The organism is Mesorhizobium sp. M2C.T.Ca.TU.002.02.1.1 (assembly GCF_003997225.1).
On record NZ_RZTO01000029.1, the window covers coordinates 1 to 17,085 of the forward strand.

General features: G+C 63.7%; 14 protein-coding genes. 6 read left to right on the forward strand and 8 right to left on the reverse strand.

The genetic code is table 11. The features are described from left to right. The coding region (gene purD / locus EOD07_RS02965) for a phosphoribosylamine--glycine ligase (RefSeq protein ID WP_127233897.1) at positions 1–999 on the forward strand (999 nt) is incomplete at its 5' end. 136 nt (positions 1,000–1,135) lie between these two features. Here the strand turns inward: purD and EOD07_RS02970 are convergent. Next, positions 1,136–2,335, reverse strand: a complete 1,200-nt coding sequence (locus EOD07_RS02970) for an ROK family transcriptional regulator (RefSeq protein WP_281059034.1) — start codon at positions 2,333–2,335, stop codon at positions 1,136–1,138. Between the two features lie 168 nt (positions 2,336–2,503). Between EOD07_RS02970 and EOD07_RS02975 the strand changes: the two genes are divergently transcribed. The 4 genes from EOD07_RS02975 to EOD07_RS02990 all read left to right on the forward strand — a co-directional run bounded on the left by EOD07_RS02975 (position 2,504) and on the right by EOD07_RS02990 (position 6,545). Further along, positions 2,504–3,673 (forward strand): SGNH/GDSL hydrolase family protein, encoded by a 1,170-nt coding sequence (locus EOD07_RS02975; protein ID WP_127233899.1) that lies wholly within the window; start codon positions 2,504–2,506, stop codon positions 3,671–3,673. Between the two features lie 111 nt (positions 3,674–3,784). After that, positions 3,785–4,738 (forward strand): sugar ABC transporter substrate-binding protein, encoded by a 954-nt coding sequence (locus EOD07_RS02980; RefSeq protein WP_127233900.1) that lies wholly within the window; start codon positions 3,785–3,787, stop codon positions 4,736–4,738. Further along, positions 4,738–5,526, forward strand: a complete 789-nt coding sequence (locus EOD07_RS02985) for an ATP-binding cassette domain-containing protein (RefSeq protein ID WP_206519413.1) — start codon at positions 4,738–4,740, stop codon at positions 5,524–5,526. Before EOD07_RS02980 ends, EOD07_RS02985 begins: the two co-directional genes overlap by 1 nt. A gap of 101 nt (positions 5,527–5,627) precedes the next feature. Beyond that, a complete protein-coding gene (locus tag EOD07_RS02990) occupies positions 5,628–6,545 on the forward strand; it encodes an ABC transporter permease (protein ID WP_164772045.1) in 918 nt (305 codons plus the stop codon). Positions 6,546–6,595: 50 nt separating this feature from the next. On the opposite strand, the gene EOD07_RS02995 is transcribed toward EOD07_RS02990, so the two are convergent. From EOD07_RS02995 to EOD07_RS03020, 6 genes are all read right to left on the reverse strand, one after another. After that, positions 6,596–7,966: an alpha-glucosidase/alpha-galactosidase gene (locus EOD07_RS02995; protein ID WP_127233902.1), complete on the reverse strand. Its 1,371-nt coding sequence runs from the start codon at positions 7,964–7,966 to the stop codon at positions 6,596–6,598. 20 nt (positions 7,967–7,986) lie between these two features. Next, positions 7,987–9,657 carry an ABC transporter ATP-binding protein gene (locus EOD07_RS03000; RefSeq protein ID WP_127233903.1) on the reverse strand — a complete coding sequence of 557 codons (1,671 nt, stop codon included), beginning with the start codon at positions 9,655–9,657 and terminating at the stop codon, positions 7,987–7,989. Between the two features lie 10 nt (positions 9,658–9,667). Then, positions 9,668–10,816 carry an ABC transporter permease gene (locus EOD07_RS03005; protein WP_127233904.1) on the reverse strand — a complete coding sequence of 383 codons (1,149 nt, stop codon included), beginning with the start codon at positions 10,814–10,816 and terminating at the stop codon, positions 9,668–9,670. Further along, on the reverse strand, positions 10,817–11,824 hold the full coding sequence (locus EOD07_RS03010) for an ABC transporter permease (RefSeq protein ID WP_040991053.1): 1,008 nt from the start codon (positions 11,822–11,824) through the stop codon (positions 10,817–10,819). Between the two features lie 115 nt (positions 11,825–11,939). Next, a complete protein-coding gene (locus EOD07_RS03015) occupies positions 11,940–14,021 on the reverse strand; it encodes an ABC transporter substrate-binding protein (RefSeq protein ID WP_127233905.1) in 2,082 nt (693 codons plus the stop codon). 104 nt (positions 14,022–14,125) lie between these two features. Continuing rightward, positions 14,126–15,592 carry an alpha-glucosidase/alpha-galactosidase gene (locus EOD07_RS03020; protein WP_127233906.1) on the reverse strand — a complete coding sequence of 489 codons (1,467 nt, stop codon included), beginning with the start codon at positions 15,590–15,592 and terminating at the stop codon, positions 14,126–14,128. Between the two features lie 246 nt (positions 15,593–15,838). On the opposite strand from EOD07_RS03020, the gene EOD07_RS03025 reads away from it, so the two are divergent. Then, on the forward strand, positions 15,839–16,681 hold the full coding sequence (locus EOD07_RS03025; RefSeq protein ID WP_127233908.1) for an AraC family transcriptional regulator: 843 nt from the start codon (positions 15,839–15,841) through the stop codon (positions 16,679–16,681). 24 nt (positions 16,682–16,705) lie between these two features. Here EOD07_RS03025 and EOD07_RS03030 read toward each other — a convergent pair whose 3' ends face one another. After that, positions 16,706–16,966, reverse strand: a complete 261-nt coding sequence (locus tag EOD07_RS03030) for a hypothetical protein (RefSeq protein WP_245469801.1) — start codon at positions 16,964–16,966, stop codon at positions 16,706–16,708. Positions 16,967–17,085: the final 119 nt, after the last annotated feature.

The following is a 17,085-nucleotide window of genomic DNA, read 5'->3' on the forward strand; positions in this document are numbered from 1 at the left end:
GCGGCGGCCAGGCTCGAGGGCTCGAAGGGCTTCACCAAGGATCTTTGCGCCAAATTCAACATTCCGACCGCCGCCTATGGCCGTTTCGGCGATCTCACCTCGGCGAAAGCCTATGTCGAGAAGACCGGCGCGCCGATCGTCATCAAGGCCGACGGGCTCGCCGCCGGCAAGGGCGTCACCATCGCCATGACGCTCGATGAGGCGAACGCCGCGCTGGAAGCCTGTTTCGACGGTGCCTTCGGCGCCGCCGGCGCCGAGGTCGTGGTCGAGGAATACCTGACCGGCGAGGAGGCGAGCTTCTTTTGCCTGTGCGACGGCGCCACCGCGCTGCCCTTCGGCACCGCGCAGGACCATAAGCGCGTCGGCGACGGCGATACCGGGCCGAACACCGGCGGCATGGGCGCCTATTCGCCGGCGCCGGTGATGACGCCGGAGATGACCGAGCGCACCATGCGCGAGATCATCGAGCCGACCATGCGCGGCATGGCCAATCTCGGCGCGCCCTTCGCCGGTATCCTCTTCGCCGGTCTGATGATCACCGACCAAGGGCCGAAGCTCATCGAATACAACACGCGTTTCGGCGACCCCGAATGCCAGGTGCTGATGATGCGGCTGAAGGACGACCTGCTCGTCCTGCTCAACGGCGCCGTCGACGGCCAGCTCGCGCATATGTCCATCCGCTGGAGCGACGAGACGGCGTTGACCGTGGTGATGGCGGCGCGGGGCTATCCGGGCACGCCGGAAAAGGGGTCGGTCATCCGCGGTCTCGACGAGGCGGAAGGCGAGGGCGCCCAGGTCTTCCATGCCGGCACCGCCATCAATGGCGGAGCGCTGGTCGCCAATGGCGGCCGCGTCCTCAACGTCACCGCGCTCGGCAAGACCGTCGGCGAGGCGCAGCAAAAAGCATACGCGGCGATCGATCATATCGATTGGCCGCAAGGCTTTTACCGCCACGACATCGGCTGGCGCGCCGTCGAGCGCGAGAACGCCGGCGGCTGATCGGGCGACCTGCTGCGCATTGGATCTTGGTGCGGATCGACGCCGTCAACTTTGACGGCAGGTCACCGACGTCGGTCGGTTGGATGCCGCGGGCATGGACCGGCGGGACGCTTCCGCAGAGCAATCCCGGCTTCGATCAGGCTTCTCCGGAGCCCGCGGAGCCATTGGTGTCCGATTGCAAGAAGAATCTGTCAAGCAGGGGAATGCAGGCCGCCCCAAGGCCGGCTGCCTGTCGGTCCGACGTGCCCTCCCTGACGAAGAGGGAAGCCAGGTCGCTGGCGCCGACGGCAGTGAGTTTTTCCTTGATCTCCCGCACCAGTTCGGCTCTCACCCACTGCGGCATCAGGCCGTCCAGAACGATACCCCTGAATGCGGCGAGCGCCGAAGCCGAATGGATCGCCAGCGATATGCTGGACGAGCTTGCCTCGATCCATTTCCTGAGCTCGGGGTCTGGGGCGCGGGACCCAGGCGCCAGTCCGACATCGTCAACCGAAACCGATGTGCCGAGCGGCACCACGCCGCCGGTCGCCGAGGGAACCAGGATACGTCCGATCCCGGGCCTTGCGTCACGCCACGAGAAGCCGAGGCGGCCATGTTGGACAATGCCTCCGTCAAGCAGATGCCCGATGAAGATATAGAGGAAGTCGGGCGCGCCCCCGGCCAGTCCATAAGCCAGTTCCGCGCTGCATGCCGCTACCGCATCCCGATCGAGATAGATGCGCAGACGTGTTTCCTCGCCCATCTGCAGGGCCAGTTCCTCGAACTCGGCCCAGGCGCTTTCGGGACCCTCCTCGCCCTTGCCGCTGGCGACCGCCGCAAGAATATCCGAGGCTACCGCGATACCGATGTCCTCAAGCCTCGCTTGCTGGGCCGATGTCAGGCGCGAACGCATCTCGGCAATCGCCGCATATGCGATACGCGCCAGCTCACCCATTTCGCCCGCGCCGTAGGATAGCCTGCGCTGCTCCAGGACTCCGCCGACGAAATCGACCAATGCGATGTCCGCATGGCGTAGCCCCAGGCGCAGGCCAAGAAACAGCGCTCCTTCGGGGTTGATCGACATCGGGATCGACGGCTGTCCGACCTTTCCTTTGACGGGCCTTCCCGCCGACAGCAGTCCTTCCGCCTCGAGGGCGCGGACGATGACCGACGCCGTCTGCTTGGTGAGCCCGGTGATCTCGGCGATCTGGGCCTTGGACAACTGGCCGTGGATCCTGATCAGCGAAAGGGCAAGACGTTCATTCGAGGCCCGGAGTCCGACCTGGTTGGCGCCCCTGTAACCTGGATAGATCGGGCTCGTTCGGGCAGAGCTTCCGCCACCTATACGTCCGGTCACCGCGAATACCCCAATAAGAACGCGCCCGCCGACTCCAATGTCGGCAGACGCAGATACGAGCCTTGGCAACGATTTGCAGGAGCACGCCTAATAAGTCAATCGAAATTACCTATTGACTTGGCCGGCGCGCTGAAAGTAGCTGGCATAGACCAAATAGGGGAAGCAAAGATGATGCGCGGCGACTGGATCGCAACATGGACCGCCAGTCCGATGAACGTCTGGGCCGCCGACATGGTGGTCCCAGGGTTCTACAATCAGACGATTCGTGAGATTGCCCGCATCAGCGTCGGCGGCCGGCGTCTGAGGATACGGCTGTCGAACGAGTTTGGCAGCGCGCCGATCGTCATCGATGCGGCGTATGTCGCGCTGGCGGGAGAGGACGGCGCGATTCAGCCCCTGACGAGCCGGCCGCTCACCTTTGGCGGCGAGGTGACCGCGTCAATCGCGCCGGGCGCTCCGCTGTTCAGCGATCCAGTCGAACTGGCGACGCTTCCGCTGTCCCGGCTTGCTTTGAGTTTCTATGTGAGCGGCCACTTTCCGGTGGAAACCCATCACTACGAGGCGCAGCAGACGACATTCATATCCATCCCTGGCAACTTCGCTGCCTCCGAACTCCTGCCGCTTCAGCAGACCACCACCAGCCGTTACCTCGCTTCAGCCATCTATGTCGACGCAAAGGAAGGGTCGCGCGCGATTGCCTGCTTCGGCGATTCCATCACCGACGGCTATGGTTCGCAGATAGACGGCGACAGGCGGTGGCCTGACGTTCTCGGCGAGCGCCTCCGCGCCGGCCCCACGACGCAGGACGTGGCCGTGCTCAACCTCGGCATCGGAGGCAACCGGCTTCTGAGCAACCGCCGTGGCGCGAAGGCTTTGGAGCGGTTCGACCGCGATGTGCTCAGCCTGCCGAGAATATCGCATCTCGTCATTATGGAGGGCGTCAACGACATAGGTTGGCCCAACACCGCGCTTGCCGGCGCCGATCAGGTGATGACGGCAAAACAGATAATATCGGCGATCAGGCAGCTTGCCGCGCGCGCCGAGACCGCCGGCATCCGCGTCATCCTGGGGACCCTGACCCCGTTCGAAGGAACAAGATCGGAATCGCCGGTCGGCGATTTCTACACGCCCGAGAAAGAGAAGGTCCGGGCCGCCGTCAATGCATGGATCCGAGAGGCCGAGGGCGTTCATGGCTTGGTGGATTTTGATGCCGCTGTTCGCGACCCTGCTCGCCCGACCAGGCTTCTTCCGGCCTACGATTGCGGCGATCACATCCATCCGAGCGACGCAGGCTACAGGGCCATGGCGCAAGCCATCGATCTGGCCTTGTTTGAATGATCGGATATTTAGTAAGTCATTCTGACTTATTATTGACACCCTCGGATGTTTGATGCATAGTTTCCTGGAACGCTGGCGAGCCGTGGCCGCGAGCGTCAATGGGAGGATTTCATGCGAACCAATAATCAGCGGTTGCCGCGCCTGGCGCTGGCACTCACCTTAAGCGCCTTCACCACCTTCGGACCGGCGGCTGCCGGGGCGGCGGACCTTTCCTCGATCCTGTTCGTGAACCCGCTGCCCAAATATCCGGCGTGGCGGCTGATCGGCGATTGCGTCGCCAATCGGGCGAAGGAACTGGGCATTCCCGCGACGGAATCCGGCCCGACCACCGGCAATCTCGATGCCACCGTCATGATACAGCAGATTCAGCAGGGCATCGCCAACAAGGCCGGAGCGATACTGACCTTTCCGGCGACGGCGGGATTTGTTCCCGTGCTTCAACAGGCGGGGAAGGCGGGAATTACGGTCGGCACGTTCTATGGCGCTTCCGGGACGGAATCCGGTTCGAACGTGAACATCGGGGCGAACTTCACCCGGGTCGGCGAGATCTTTGTCGACGCGATAGCGAAGCGCGAGGGGCCGCAGCATGTCGGGCTGATGGCGCAAGGACCGAGCGGCGCGGCCAAAGCCTTCGTCGACGGGTTCACGGCGGCGGCCGCGAAGACCCAAAACGTCACCGTGTCCGCCGTGGTCTACACCAACGACGACGCGAGCAAGGCGCTGGACCAGGCCAATGCCCTTCTCACGGCGCATCCCGATGTCAACGTCATCGCCTCGCATATGGGAACCGCCACCCAGGGTGGGACCGCCGCCATCAAATCCAAGGGCCTGACCGGCAAGGTCGTATTCGTCGCCAACGGTACGGCAGGTGGCGGTGAGCAAGGACTTGCCGACGGCACCGTCTACAAGCTGATGCTGCAGGATCTTTGTACCGCGGGTTCGAAGATGGTCGATTCCGTCAAGGCTATCGCCCATGGCGAGACGGTTCAGCCGCAAATCGACGTTGGCGTGCGCATGTTCGGCGCGGACGACTACAAGGAGTATCTCGCCAAGGGATGGCAGTGATGGCGATCGCCCGGCCGGACATTCCGGCGCCCGCGCTGGAGATGCGGGGGGTGGTCAAGTCGTTCGGCAACGTCAAGGCATTGTCGAACGTCGACATCACGGCCATGGCAGCCGAAATCCATGCCATTGTCGGCGACAACGGGGCCGGCAAGTCGACTACCCTGAAGATAATGTGCGGGATTTTCCGTCCGGATCAGGGGCAACTGCGGCTGGGCGGAAAATCCGTTGAGATGCGCGACGCGTCGGAAGCCCATCGCCTCGGCATATCGGTTGTCCATCAGGACCTCGCGCTTGTCGAATGCCTGGACATCGCCACGAACATGGCTCTGGGAGCAATTCCGCGCAGAGGGCGCTTCCGGCTGGACCGACGCCGCATGGAGAAGGAAGCCGCCAAGGTGCTGGACGACCTGAAGATAAGGGTCGGTTCGGTCCGCACGCAGATCGGCCTCCTTTCCGGAGGCGAACGTCAAATCGTCGCCATAGCCCGCGCCGTTCGGATGGATCTTCCCATCATGCTTCTGGATGAGCCGACCGCCGCGCTCGGAGTCCGGGAGACGGCCCATGTGGGAGAAATCCTCGGCGAGCTCCGGCAGCAGGGCAAGGCCGTCATCTGCATCAGCCACGACATGGATTTCGTGTTTCGCAACACGGACAGCATCACCGTCATGCGGCTGGGACGCTCCGTCGCGACGCGCCGCACCAAAGATACCAGCCGCGACGAAATCATCGGACTGATCACCGGCGCGATCCGCGGCGACGCTGCCAGTTCCGACCCGACCTTTGCGTGAACGAGGGGACCGAAACCGTGGCCAGCGAACAGGCAGAACACCGATCTTCGTCACCCTCGCAAAGTGCCCTTTCGGCAGTGATGTTGCGCCAGGAAACGACATTGCTGGCAGTCATCGTGGCCGTTGGCATTGTTGCCACTCTTCGCAACCCCGCATTCCTCAACCCGGCAAATCTGACCGATATCGCCCGCGCGGCGGTGATATATTTCGTCATGGGCTGCGGCGCTTCCCTGCTCATGATCGGCGGCGGGCTCGATTTCTCCGTGGGTGCCGTCTTTACGCTCGGCGGCATCGTCTGCGCGTGGTTGCTGGTGTGGGGCGCGCCCTGGCCGCTCGCGATCCTGGCGGGAGTGGCGGCCGGTGCTGCTGTGGGATACGTCAACAGCTTGATCATCGAGCGGCTGCACGTGCCTCCCATCATAGCGACCCTGGGCACCTTCTTCATCGTCGGCGGGTTATGCGTCGAATTCACTGGCGGAGAAGACATTGTTCCGCTGCCCGAGACATTCCAGGCCTTGGGGCAGGGAGCGGTGTTCGGCATCCCCTACATCGTTCTCTATGCCGTCGCGCTGGGGCTGCTCTTCTGGTTCCTGCTCGAGCAGACGCCGTTCGGTGTTGAGACACGTGCGCTTGGGGGCAATCGCAAAGCCGCGATCGCCAACGGCCTCAAGGTCAACAGGCTCGATACGATCCTGTATGTCACCGCCGGCGCCACCGCCGGCCTTGCCGGCGTCATCTACGCGGCGCGCGTTGGAAGCGGCCAGGTCGCCGCCGGTGGCCCCTCGGTCACGCTCTCGGTCGTAACGGCTGTGCTCATCGGTGGGATAAGCCTGCTCGGAGGCCTCGGAACGATCACCGGCGTCGCCGTTGGCGCCCTCTTGCTATCGGCAATCGACAACGCTCTCATCGTTGCCAGCGTGCCGCCCCAGTACAACAGCATCATCATCGGCGCGATCCTTATCTGCGCAGTGGCGGTCGACCACATACGCAGGGAACGTCTGTACAAGCGCCGTCGGTGAGATCCCGCAAGATCGACCCGTCCTGATGCAAGGTTCTTGCGCAGCTCCGGTCAGGCGGCCTTGCTCCTGCCGCCCTTGCGCGCCCAGGCCGGCAGCCAATCGCCATGCGCGGCAAGCAGGTCGTCGACCAGCGACCAGATCTGGTCGAGGTCGAGCTCGGCCGCGGTATGCGGGTCCATCATCGCTGCATGGTAGATGTGCTCGCGGTTCTCGGTCGTGAGCGCCCGGACCGTCAGTTCCTGCACATTGATGTTGGTGCGGATCAGCGCCGTCAGCTGTGGCGGCAGGTCGCCTATATAGGTCGGCTGGATGCCGGAGGCATCGACCAGGCACGGCACTTCCGCCGCGCAATCGGCAGGCAGCGAGGTGATGCAGCCATTGTTGCGGACATTGCCGTAGATCACCGACGGCTCGCCGGTCCACACCGAGTTCATGATCGAGGATGCATATTCCTTCGACTGCTCGACCTCGATCCGGTCGGCCGACCGGTAGGCTTCGGCCTGTCCCTTCCAGCGCTCGATCTGCTCGATGCACCGTTTTGGATACTCGTCGAGCGGAATCCCATATTTCTCGATCAGGTCGGGCCGCCCGTCCTTGATGAAATAAGGCGTGTACTCTGCAAAATGCTCCGAGCTTTCGGTGACGAAATAGCCGAGCCGGGTCAGCATCTCGTAGCGCACCTTGTTCGGGCAGCGCGGGTTCCAGCCCGGCTTCGGCGCGCGGCCTTCGCGATAGGCGCGGACAAGGTCCGGATAGAGGTCGCGATAGGAGCCGTCCGCCTGGCGATGCTCGAATTTGAGATAGAACGCCATGTGATTGATGCCGGCCGAGCGGTATCGGATCTCCTCATAGGGAAGGTCGAGGTCGTGCGCCAATTCCATCGCCGTGCCCTGCACCGAATGGCAGAGCCCGACCTGCTTGATCGTCGGGTATTTCTCGGCGATCGCCCAGGTGTTGATCGCCATCGGGTTGACATATTGCAGCATGATCGCCTCCGGGCAGACGGCGAGCATGTCCTCGCAGATCTTCCACAGATGCGGAACGGTCCTCAGGCCCCGCATGATGCCGCCGACGCCCAACGTGTCGGCGATGGTTTGGCGCAGGCCGTATTTCTTCGGCACCTCGAAGTCGGTGACGGTGCATGGCTCGTAGCCGCCGATCTGGAAGGCGACGACGACGAAGTCCGCGCCGTTCAGCGCCTTGCGCTGATCCGAATAGGTCTCGGCTTTCGCCTTGACGCCGAGCGTGGCGATCAGCTTGTTGACGACGATGGCGCTCTCTTCCAGCCGCTCCGGGTTGATGTCCATCAGCGCGATGGTGGCGCCCGACAGCGCCGGCCGCTGCAGCACGTCGCCGACGATGTTCTTCATGAACACCGTCGAACCGGCGCCGATGAACGCGATCCTGGGATTTCTTGCCACTGTAAAAACCTCCGGCACTTCTAGGCCACGTCGAAAGCGGCCCTGACGAGCCGTTCGGTGTAGGCGGTCTTGGGATTGGAAAGGACCTCGTCGACGGGTCCCTGCTCGACGATCTTGCCGTGCTGCATGACGATGACGCGGTGGCACAGCGCCCGCACCACCTTGAGGTCGTGCGAGATGAAGAGGTAGCTCAAGCCCCGCTCGTCCTGCAGCTTGCGCAGCAGGTCGATGATCTGCGCCTGGACGGAAAGGTCGAGCGCCGATGTCGGCTCGTCGAGCAGGATGAATTCCGGCTCCAGCGCAATGGCGCGCGCAATCGCGATGCGCTGCCGTTGGCCGCCGGAGAATTCGTGCGGGAAGCGCGACAGGATGTTGCCCGGCATGCCGGCGCTGACCAGCGCTTCGCGTACCCGCTCGACCCGTTCGCGCCGGTTCGCGCCCAGCCTGTTGACGACCAGCCCTTCCTCGATGATCTGGCCGATCGTCATGCGCGGGTTGAGCGAGGAGAACGGGTCCTGGAACACGATCTGCATGCGTGAGCGCAGCGGCCGCATTTCGGCGCGCGTGAGCTTGTCGATCGGCTGGCCGTCGAAGCTTATTTCGCCGCGCTTGGCATCCTGCAGCCTGAGCAGCGCCTGGCCGAACGTTGTCTTGCCGGAGCCGGATTCGCCGACCAGACCCAGCGTCTCGTGGCGGCAAAGCTTCAGGTCGAGGTCGTCGACCGCGACCAGCTCGCGCCAGTCCGGCTTCAGGAAGGAGCCGTGGCGCAGCATGAAGCAGACGCGCACGCCGTTCGCCTCGATGATGGTGCCGCTGCCCTCCGGCAGCGGCCTCGGCCGCCCATGCGGCTCGGAGGCAAGCAGCCGTTGCGTGTAGGGATGCTGGGGATTGGCGAAGAGCCGCTCGGTGACGTTGTGCTCGCGCATCTCGCCATGCTGCATGACATAGACATAGTCGGAGAATTTGCGCACCACGGTGAGGTCGTGGGTGATCAGGATCACCGCCATCTTCAGCTCTTTCTGAAGATTGCGGATGAGGTTGAGGATCTGCGCCTGCACCGTGACGTCGAGCGCCGTGGTCGGCTCGTCGGCGATCAGCACGTCGGGGTCGTTGGCGAGCGCCATGGCGATCATGACGCGCTGCCGCTGGCCGCCGGAAAGCTGATGCGGATATTGCTTGAGCCGCGCTTCCGGCTCGGGGATCTGGACATGCTTGAGGAGCTCCAGCGCGCGCGCCCAGGCCTCCCTGCGGCTCACTTTCCGGTGCACCCGGATCGCTTCGACGATCTGGCCGCCGACCGTGTAGATCGGGTTGAGCGAGCTCATCGGCTCCTGGAAGATCATCGAGATGCGGTTGCCGCGCAGCTTGCGCCGGGCGGGCTCGGGGAATTTCAGGATGTTCTGCCCGAGATAGTCGACGCTCGACCGCGGCGACACGGTCGCGCGTCGCGTCAACAGCCCCATGACCGTGCGCGCCGTCACCGACTTGCCGGAGCCGGATTCGCCGACGATCGCGATAGTCTCGCCGCGATAGAGCTGGAACGAGACGTCCTTGACCGCTTCGACGGTGCCATGCTCGACCTTGAAGGCGACCTCGATGTTGCGGGCGTCGATGATGGGCTGTTCATGGCGCGCGGCGTGGTCGAGCCGGACCGCCGGTGCGAAATTGTCTGCAAGCGCGATCGTCGTCATCCCGGCCACCTCAATAGGGATCGACGGCATCGCGCAGGCCGTCGCCCAGCGCGTTGAAGGCAAACACGGTGATCAGCACGAAGCCGACCGGCGACAGGATCCAGGGATAGGTGCCGATGACCGAATAGGTCGCGGTGTCCTGCAGCATCAGACCCCACGAGATCAGCGGCGGCTTCACCGCGAAGCCGAGGAAGCCGAGGAAGGATTCCAGAAGCACCACGGTCGGGATCGCCAGCGTCACGGCGACGATCACGTGGCTCATCACATTGGGGAAGATGTGCTGCATGATGATGCGCCGGTCGGTGGCGCCGACCGCCATGGCGGCGCGCACATAGTCGATCCGCGCCAGCGCCAGCGTCTTGCCGCGCACCTCGCGCGACATCTGCGCCCAGCCCAGCGCCGACATGACGATGATGACGAAGGCGAGGAAGACGTTGGTCGGCGCGGTGACCGGGATCAGCGTCGTCAGCGCCAGATAGAGCGGCAATTGTGGGAAGGCGAGCACAAGTTCGACGAAGCGCTGCACCCAGACGTCGAACCTGCCGCCGAAATAACCGGAGACCATGCCGACGCTGGTGCCGATCACGGTGATGATGAAGACCACCGTCAGCGCGATCATCAGCGACACGCGCGAGCCGTGGATGGCGCGCGACAGCACATCGCGGCCGAACTTGTCGGTGCCTAGGAAATGCACCGGCTGGCCGTCCATCGAGGCAAAGAAATGCCGGTCCGCCGGGATCAGCCCGAACAGCCTGTAAGACGCGCCCTCCACGAAGAAGCCGAGCAGCCGCGGATGATCGTAGTCGGGGCCGACGATTGGCTGAAAGGTGACCGGATCGAGATCGGCCGAGTCGGCCAGCGCATAGACTCTGGGCCGCGCGACGAAATTGCCGTCCTTGTCGTGGAAAACGGGCACTTGCGGCGGCGCGAAGGCGACGTCGGTCGCCTTCGGGTCCATCGGCGCCAGGAATTCGGCAAACACCGCCATGACAAGGAGGAGCACGACCAGGAAGAGCCCGGCCATGCCGGTCCAGGAGCGCTTCAGCCGGCGCCAGACCAGCGCGATGTAGCTCTCATTGCCATGCGCCGGCTCGGCCAAGGTCACGCTTTCCGCCGGCAAGGGCGCGAGGGGCCGCGGGGAGGGGTCGCGCGCCAGCATCTAGCGCTCCCCGAATTGGCGGATGCGGGGATCGAGCAGCACCAGCAGCATGTCGGCGATGATGTTGCCGACGATCAGCGTCGCCGACAGCACCATCATGAAGGTGGCGGTCACGTAGACGTCGCCCACCGCCATGGAGCCGACGATCGCCGGACCGACGGTGGGCAGCGCGAAGATGATCGCCGTCTCGATCTCGCCGGTCAGCATATAGGGCAGCACCACGCCCTGATACATGACCAAGGGATGCAGCGCGTTGGGCACGGCGTGGCGCATGACGACGGCGCCCCCGGTCAATCCCTTGGCCTTCGCCGTCTCGACATATTGGGCGTTGAGCGTGTCGAGCAGATTGCCGCGCATGACGCGCATGTTGTAGGCGAGCCCGCCAAAGGTCGCGATCGCCACAACCGGCCAGACATGCTTGACCAGGTCGACGAACTTCGCCCACGACCATGGCGCGCCGCCATATTGCGGCGAGAAGAACGAGCCGATCTCCGACACGTTGAACTGGAAGACCAGCAGATAGACGATGATCAGCGCCATCAGGAAGCGCGGCACCGTCATGCCGAGGAATGAGATCGCCGACAGCGTCGAATCGATCCAGCTATACTGCCGCGTCGCCGCCCATATGCCGAAGCTGATGCCGAGCACCGAGGCGAGCAAGTGGCAGACCAGAGCAAGCAACAGAGTGCGCGGCAGCCGCTCGCCCACCACATCGGCCACCGGCTTGTTGTAATAGAGGCTGTAGCCGAAATCGCCTCGGGTGACGATGCCGCCGATCCAGTTGAGATACTGGACGGGCAGCGGCTTATCGAGGCCATGCTCGACGCGATAGGCCTGTGCCTGCGCCTCCGCCTGCGCATAGGAGGCCCCGCCCTGGTTGATGAGCTGCGATTTGATGTAGTCGGCATAGTCGCCGGGCGGAGCCTGGATGATGGCGAAGGTGACGAGGCTCAGGATTGCGAAAACCGGAATCGCCGAGGCGATGCGCATGAGCAGGAATCGCAGCATCGGATCGTCCGCCTTCTTGTCTGCCCGCCGCTCCCCTCGGGAGCGTTCGGAGATTTCGCTTCGTCCGGCCACGCCGCGGCGCGGCCGGACGTCTCTCGGTCAGGGGAGGTAAGACTTAATCCATCGGCCCCTTGCTTCCCGGTTTGCCGGGAAGCTCCTCGGGGAACAACTCATATTTTGCCTGCTTGTCCGCCTTGACGAACACGCGCTCGCGGATGATCGAATCCTCGGCCCAGTTGAACATGTAGATCGGCGTGCCCTGCGGGATGTTGGAGAAGCGCTTGTTGACGATCAGCGCGCCCGGATATTCCGTCAGGCCGACATTGTAGACGTGCTCGGTCGAAATCTTCTGGAAGTTCCGCATCAGGCTGGCACGCTGGTCGTTGTCCTGCGTGGACGCGAACTTGTTGACGATATCCACGAGGTCCTTTTCAAAGGGCATCAGGTCGACCTGGCCGCTTTCCGGGGCGCGATGGTTCCAACTGGTCTTCGGCCCGACCGGCGCCAACTGCTCGGTGTTTTGAACGACGGATGTGAGCTCGGTTTCGTTTCGCCGGATCAGCCAGTCGAAGCGGCCGGAATATTGCGTGGCATCGCGCTGCGTGCCGTTGAGCCCGTTGAGCACGACCCGGAGGCCGAGCTTCTCCATCTGCGCGACCACGCCTTCGGCGAGGCTCTTGTCGGTCGTGTAGTCGTTGTTGACCAGCATCACGATCTCGACATCCTTGCCGCCGGCCGTGCCGGCCGGGAAGTTCACGATGCCGTCGCCGTCCGTATCCTTGAGGCCGGCCTTTGCGAGCAGGGCCTTGGCGCCTTCGAGGTCGAACGGATAGTAGACCGTCGACTTGCGGTCATAGAAGCTCGTGCCTGACGAGAAGCCGCCCGGATAGATGGCGGTGAACGGGCCCTTGACCAGCGAGTCGCCCAACGCCTTGCGGTCGAGCGCCATGGTGACGGCCTTGCGGAAGTCCTCGTTGCGGTTCAGTTCGCGGATAGCCTGGCCGCGCTCGTCCGGGTTGCCCCAGCCATTGGCGGAGAAATTCATGCGCAGATTGTAGCCGATCAGGCGTGGGCCGAAGGCAAGGCGTGCAGGCGCGTTCTTGTCGGCCGCGCGCTTCAGCGAGGCGACGAAGTTTTCCGGCTGCTCGAGGTTGGAGAAGTCGCCCGAGCCGGCAACAGCCTGGACGTCGCGATCGGCCCAGGTCGAGAGCTTGTAGTGCAGCTCGTTGAGGTAGGGCAGCTGGTTGCCCTTCTCATCGACCTTCCAATAATAGGGATTGCGGCGCATGACGATGATGTCGTCCGGCCGGTACTCCACCGGCACCCAGGCGCCCATCACCGGCATGTTCATGTATTCGGGCGGGAAGGCGTTCTTGAACTGGTCGTAGGTGTTCTTCGAATATTTCGGATGCTGCGGCTTGAGGATATGCGAGGGGCCGGGGCAGAAAGTGCCGTAGGCCATCGCGTAGAGGTACTGCCGCGGGAAGGCGTCCTTGAACGTCCACTCGACGGTGTAGTCGTCGATCTTCTTCAGCGTCGTGCCGACGCCGAAAGTTTCCGGCGTCGCGCCGTTCAGCGGCGAGACATTCGGATCGACGACCTCGTCGTCCCAGTAGAACATCACGTCGTCGGCGTTGAAGGGCGCGCCGTCGGACCATTTGGCGCCTTCGATCAGATGCATGGTGAGCTTATGGCCGTCGCTCGACCAGTCCCAGCTCTTGGCGAGGTTCGGCAGCGGCTCGGTGTCCTTGGCCTCGACCTGGAACAGCGGCGCCGTGCGCGTCAGGCATTCGGACAGGCCGATATCGATGCCGCCCCAGCCTTGGGTCTGGCCGGCGCCGTAGTTCCAGCCTTCCGGCCTGCCGCCGATGACATGGCGCATCGTGTCGCCATAGACGCCGATGCCGTCCGGCATGTTGCCGGTCTTGAAGACCAGCGGTTCCTTCGGCAGCCTGTCCTTGACCGGCGGCAGCTTGCCGGTCTTGACGTATTTCTCGGTCACCCAGTCCGGTTCGTGATATTCGGGCAGCGCCTTGAACTCCAGGATGGAGTCGCGCGCCACATAATGGATCTTGCCTTCGGCCGGAAACGTCGCCGGCTCGGGCGGGATCGTCGGCTCGGATGCGAAGACGTATGCCGGAACGGCAACGCTCATCGCCAGTCCGGCGGTAAAGCCAATTCTGCGCAAAATCCTCATCGTCTCCTCCCAGTTGTTTTTGGACGCCTGCTGCTGCCCGCCTCTTGTTTCTGGACGGCTGATCCGGCGGACGTGCCTCCTGCATGTCCGCCCGGCTGGCGATTTCAGCCGGCCTGTTTCAGCGCCGCCTTTTCAGCGCGCAATTCCTCGATCGAGCGCACGTTGCGCCGCGCAGCGCCTGCCCATTCACGGGTCTTGACCTTGGATTTCGAAAGCCGCTCCTTTGCCGCCGGAACGGCGTGCGCATATTGCGGCAGCCATGCGGCTTCGGCGACCACCATCTCGTCCACCATCTGCCAGACCTCCTCCGGCGTCGACACGGCGCCGACCAGCGGATCATGCAGCACGGCGAGCTTCAAGAGATCGATGTCGCCGGCGATGGCCGCATACACCGACATGCGCTGCACGTTGATCGAGGCCATGCAGGTGGCCGCACATGCTTCCGGCAGCGTGATGCCGGCGGCCATGTTGATGCCGAAACGGTCGACGAAACCGGGCGATTCGATGATCGCGTCCTGCGGCAGGTTGGTGATCACGCCTTCATTCCGGACGTTGAAATGGCCGCGATAGACGCGGTTCGTCTCCAGCGCCTCCAATATATGGCTGGCATGCTCGTTGGAGCGTTTTGCCGGGTCGATCGGCTTCGAGGCCGCTTCGAGGAATTGCGGATATTCGGTCTCGAACCAGTTGCGGGTCTCGGTCGAGTAGCGCAGATAGCCGCCGGTCTCGCCATGGATCCAGTCGGACATGTCGATCCAGCGCGTGATCTCGTCGGGGCGCTTGCGGTACCAGGGCAGGTATTCGGAAAGATGCCCGTTGCTCTCGGTCGAGTAGACGCCGAAGCGCTTCAGCACGTCGATCCTGAGCTTTTCCTGCTTCGAATAGACGGGATGCGCCTCGAAGGCGGCGACGAGCTCGTCCTTGCCGATCGGCCGCCCGTTCAGCCTGAGCTCGATGAACCAGGTCTGGTGGTTGATGCCGGAACAGACATAGTCGAGCTCCCTGGGCGATTTCGCGCCGAGCACCTCGGCAATCTGCTCGGCGCCGTGCTGCACGCCATGGCAGAGCCCGACCGTGTCCACCTTGCCGTACTCGATCGCCGCCCATGTGTTCATTGCCATCGGGTTGGCATAGTTGAGGAACTTGGCGTTGGTGTCGGCGACCTCGCGGATATCCCGGCAGAAGTCGAGGATCACCGGGATGTTGCGCTGGCCGTAGAGGATGCCGCCGGCGCAGATCGTGTCCCCGACGCACTGGTCGATGCCATATTTCAGCGGAATGCGGATGTCGTCGGCATAGGCCTCCAGCCCGCCGACGCGCACGCAGCTGATGATGTATCGCGCGCCCTCCAGCGCCTCGCGGCGATTCGTGGTCGCGGTCACTCTGGTTGGCAATTTGTTGGCCTCGACGATCCGGTCGAGGATCGCCTTGATCATCGAAAGATTGTGCTCGCTGACATCGGTCAGCGCGAATTCGATGTCCTTGAATTCCGGCACGCACAGGATGTCGGTGAACAGCTTTTTGGTGAAGCCGACGCTGCCGGCGCCGATAATAGCGATTTTGAAGCTCATCACCTTCACCTCGATCCGTTCGAATGCTAGGCAAGGAGCAGCAAGGGAGGATAGGGCCGCGCGCCGTTGCGCACGCACCGCTCAAAGCCGGAAATCCGGCCTTTCTCCTCCCGCCCGCTCCTCGACCGCGGGTCTGTCGCGTTCTTGAGGGCCCGATTATGCGCTTATTCGCCGGCGCGGCCAGAGAAGGATTATGCTTTCGAGGGTAATTTTGTGCTGCGGGATCTGATCGCCAACGGAAAGCTGATGCGCACGATCTCGCTGCCGCGCGGCCGCCAGCGCCTGCATGCCATGCCGACCAGCACCGGTTACGAAGTGCGAGAGGACGAGACATATGACTGGGACGGGCGCAGGCGCGGCCAGACCCCATTCACGGTGCTCCAGCATACGATCGGAGGCACCGGCCAGTTGCGCTACGAGAACCGCAACTATCGCCTGCAGGCGAACGACACGCTGCTGGTTCTGGTGCCGCACAACCATCGCTACTGGCTGGCCAAGGGCGACCGCTGGGAATATTTCTGGATTTCGATGAATGGCGAGGAGGCGCTGCGCATCCACAAGTCGATCCTGAGCGTCTCCGGCCCGGTGTTCCGGCTGCAGCCGGCGACCATCGACCATCTCGCCGATTGCAGCCTGCGGCTGATCAAGGGCGCGGCTTCGCCCGGCGCTGCCTCGGCGATCGCCTATGAGGCGGCGATGGCGCTCTACGACGACGTCTTCGGCTCGCACGCCTTCGCCGAGAAGCAGAGCGCCATGCAGCCGGTCATCGACCACATCAACGCCAATCTCGACAAGCCGCTGCCGGTGGCGGAGCTGGTCGAGATCAGCGGCCTCAGCCGCGCCCATTTCTCGCGCTGCTTCGCCGAGAGCGAAGGACTGCCGCCGGCCGAATTCGTCCTGCAGCAGCGCCTGCAGCGCGCGGCGAAGCTGCTCACCAAGGCGGATTTCCTGCCGGTGAAGGAGGTCGCGGTGCTGTGCGGCTTCGAGGATGCGAACTATTTCTCCAAGGTCTTTCGCCGTTGCTACGGCATCAACCCGACGCAGTTCCGCACCACCGGCATGTACGCCAGCCTCGGCAGCCATCGCTGACGGCTTCAAAGCTTTTGGAAGAAGTCAGCGCCTGGCGCTGTCGAGCGTGGTCGAAGCGGTGCTGACCGGATCGGCCGCCGCGGCGAAAGCCGCGTCGATCTGCTCGGGCGTGCGCTGTCCGGAGCGTTTCCAGGCGACATATTGCACGATGCCGAAGATGGCACGCCGCGGCACCGTCTTCACCACCGGCATGCGGAACCCGTCGCGGAATTTTTCCCAGCGCGCGCCGAGTACCGCGACCAATTCCTCGACAGTCGGCGGCGTCGCCACGTCGGCATAAAGCATGTCGCGTTTAATTGGCCTCATAACCGGCAGCTTTGAAGAAGTTTCTGCACTGTAGCGGGTCGAACAGGTCGCATATGTCCTTGAGTGCGCTGCATATGTCGTCGAAGGATCGCGCGGCC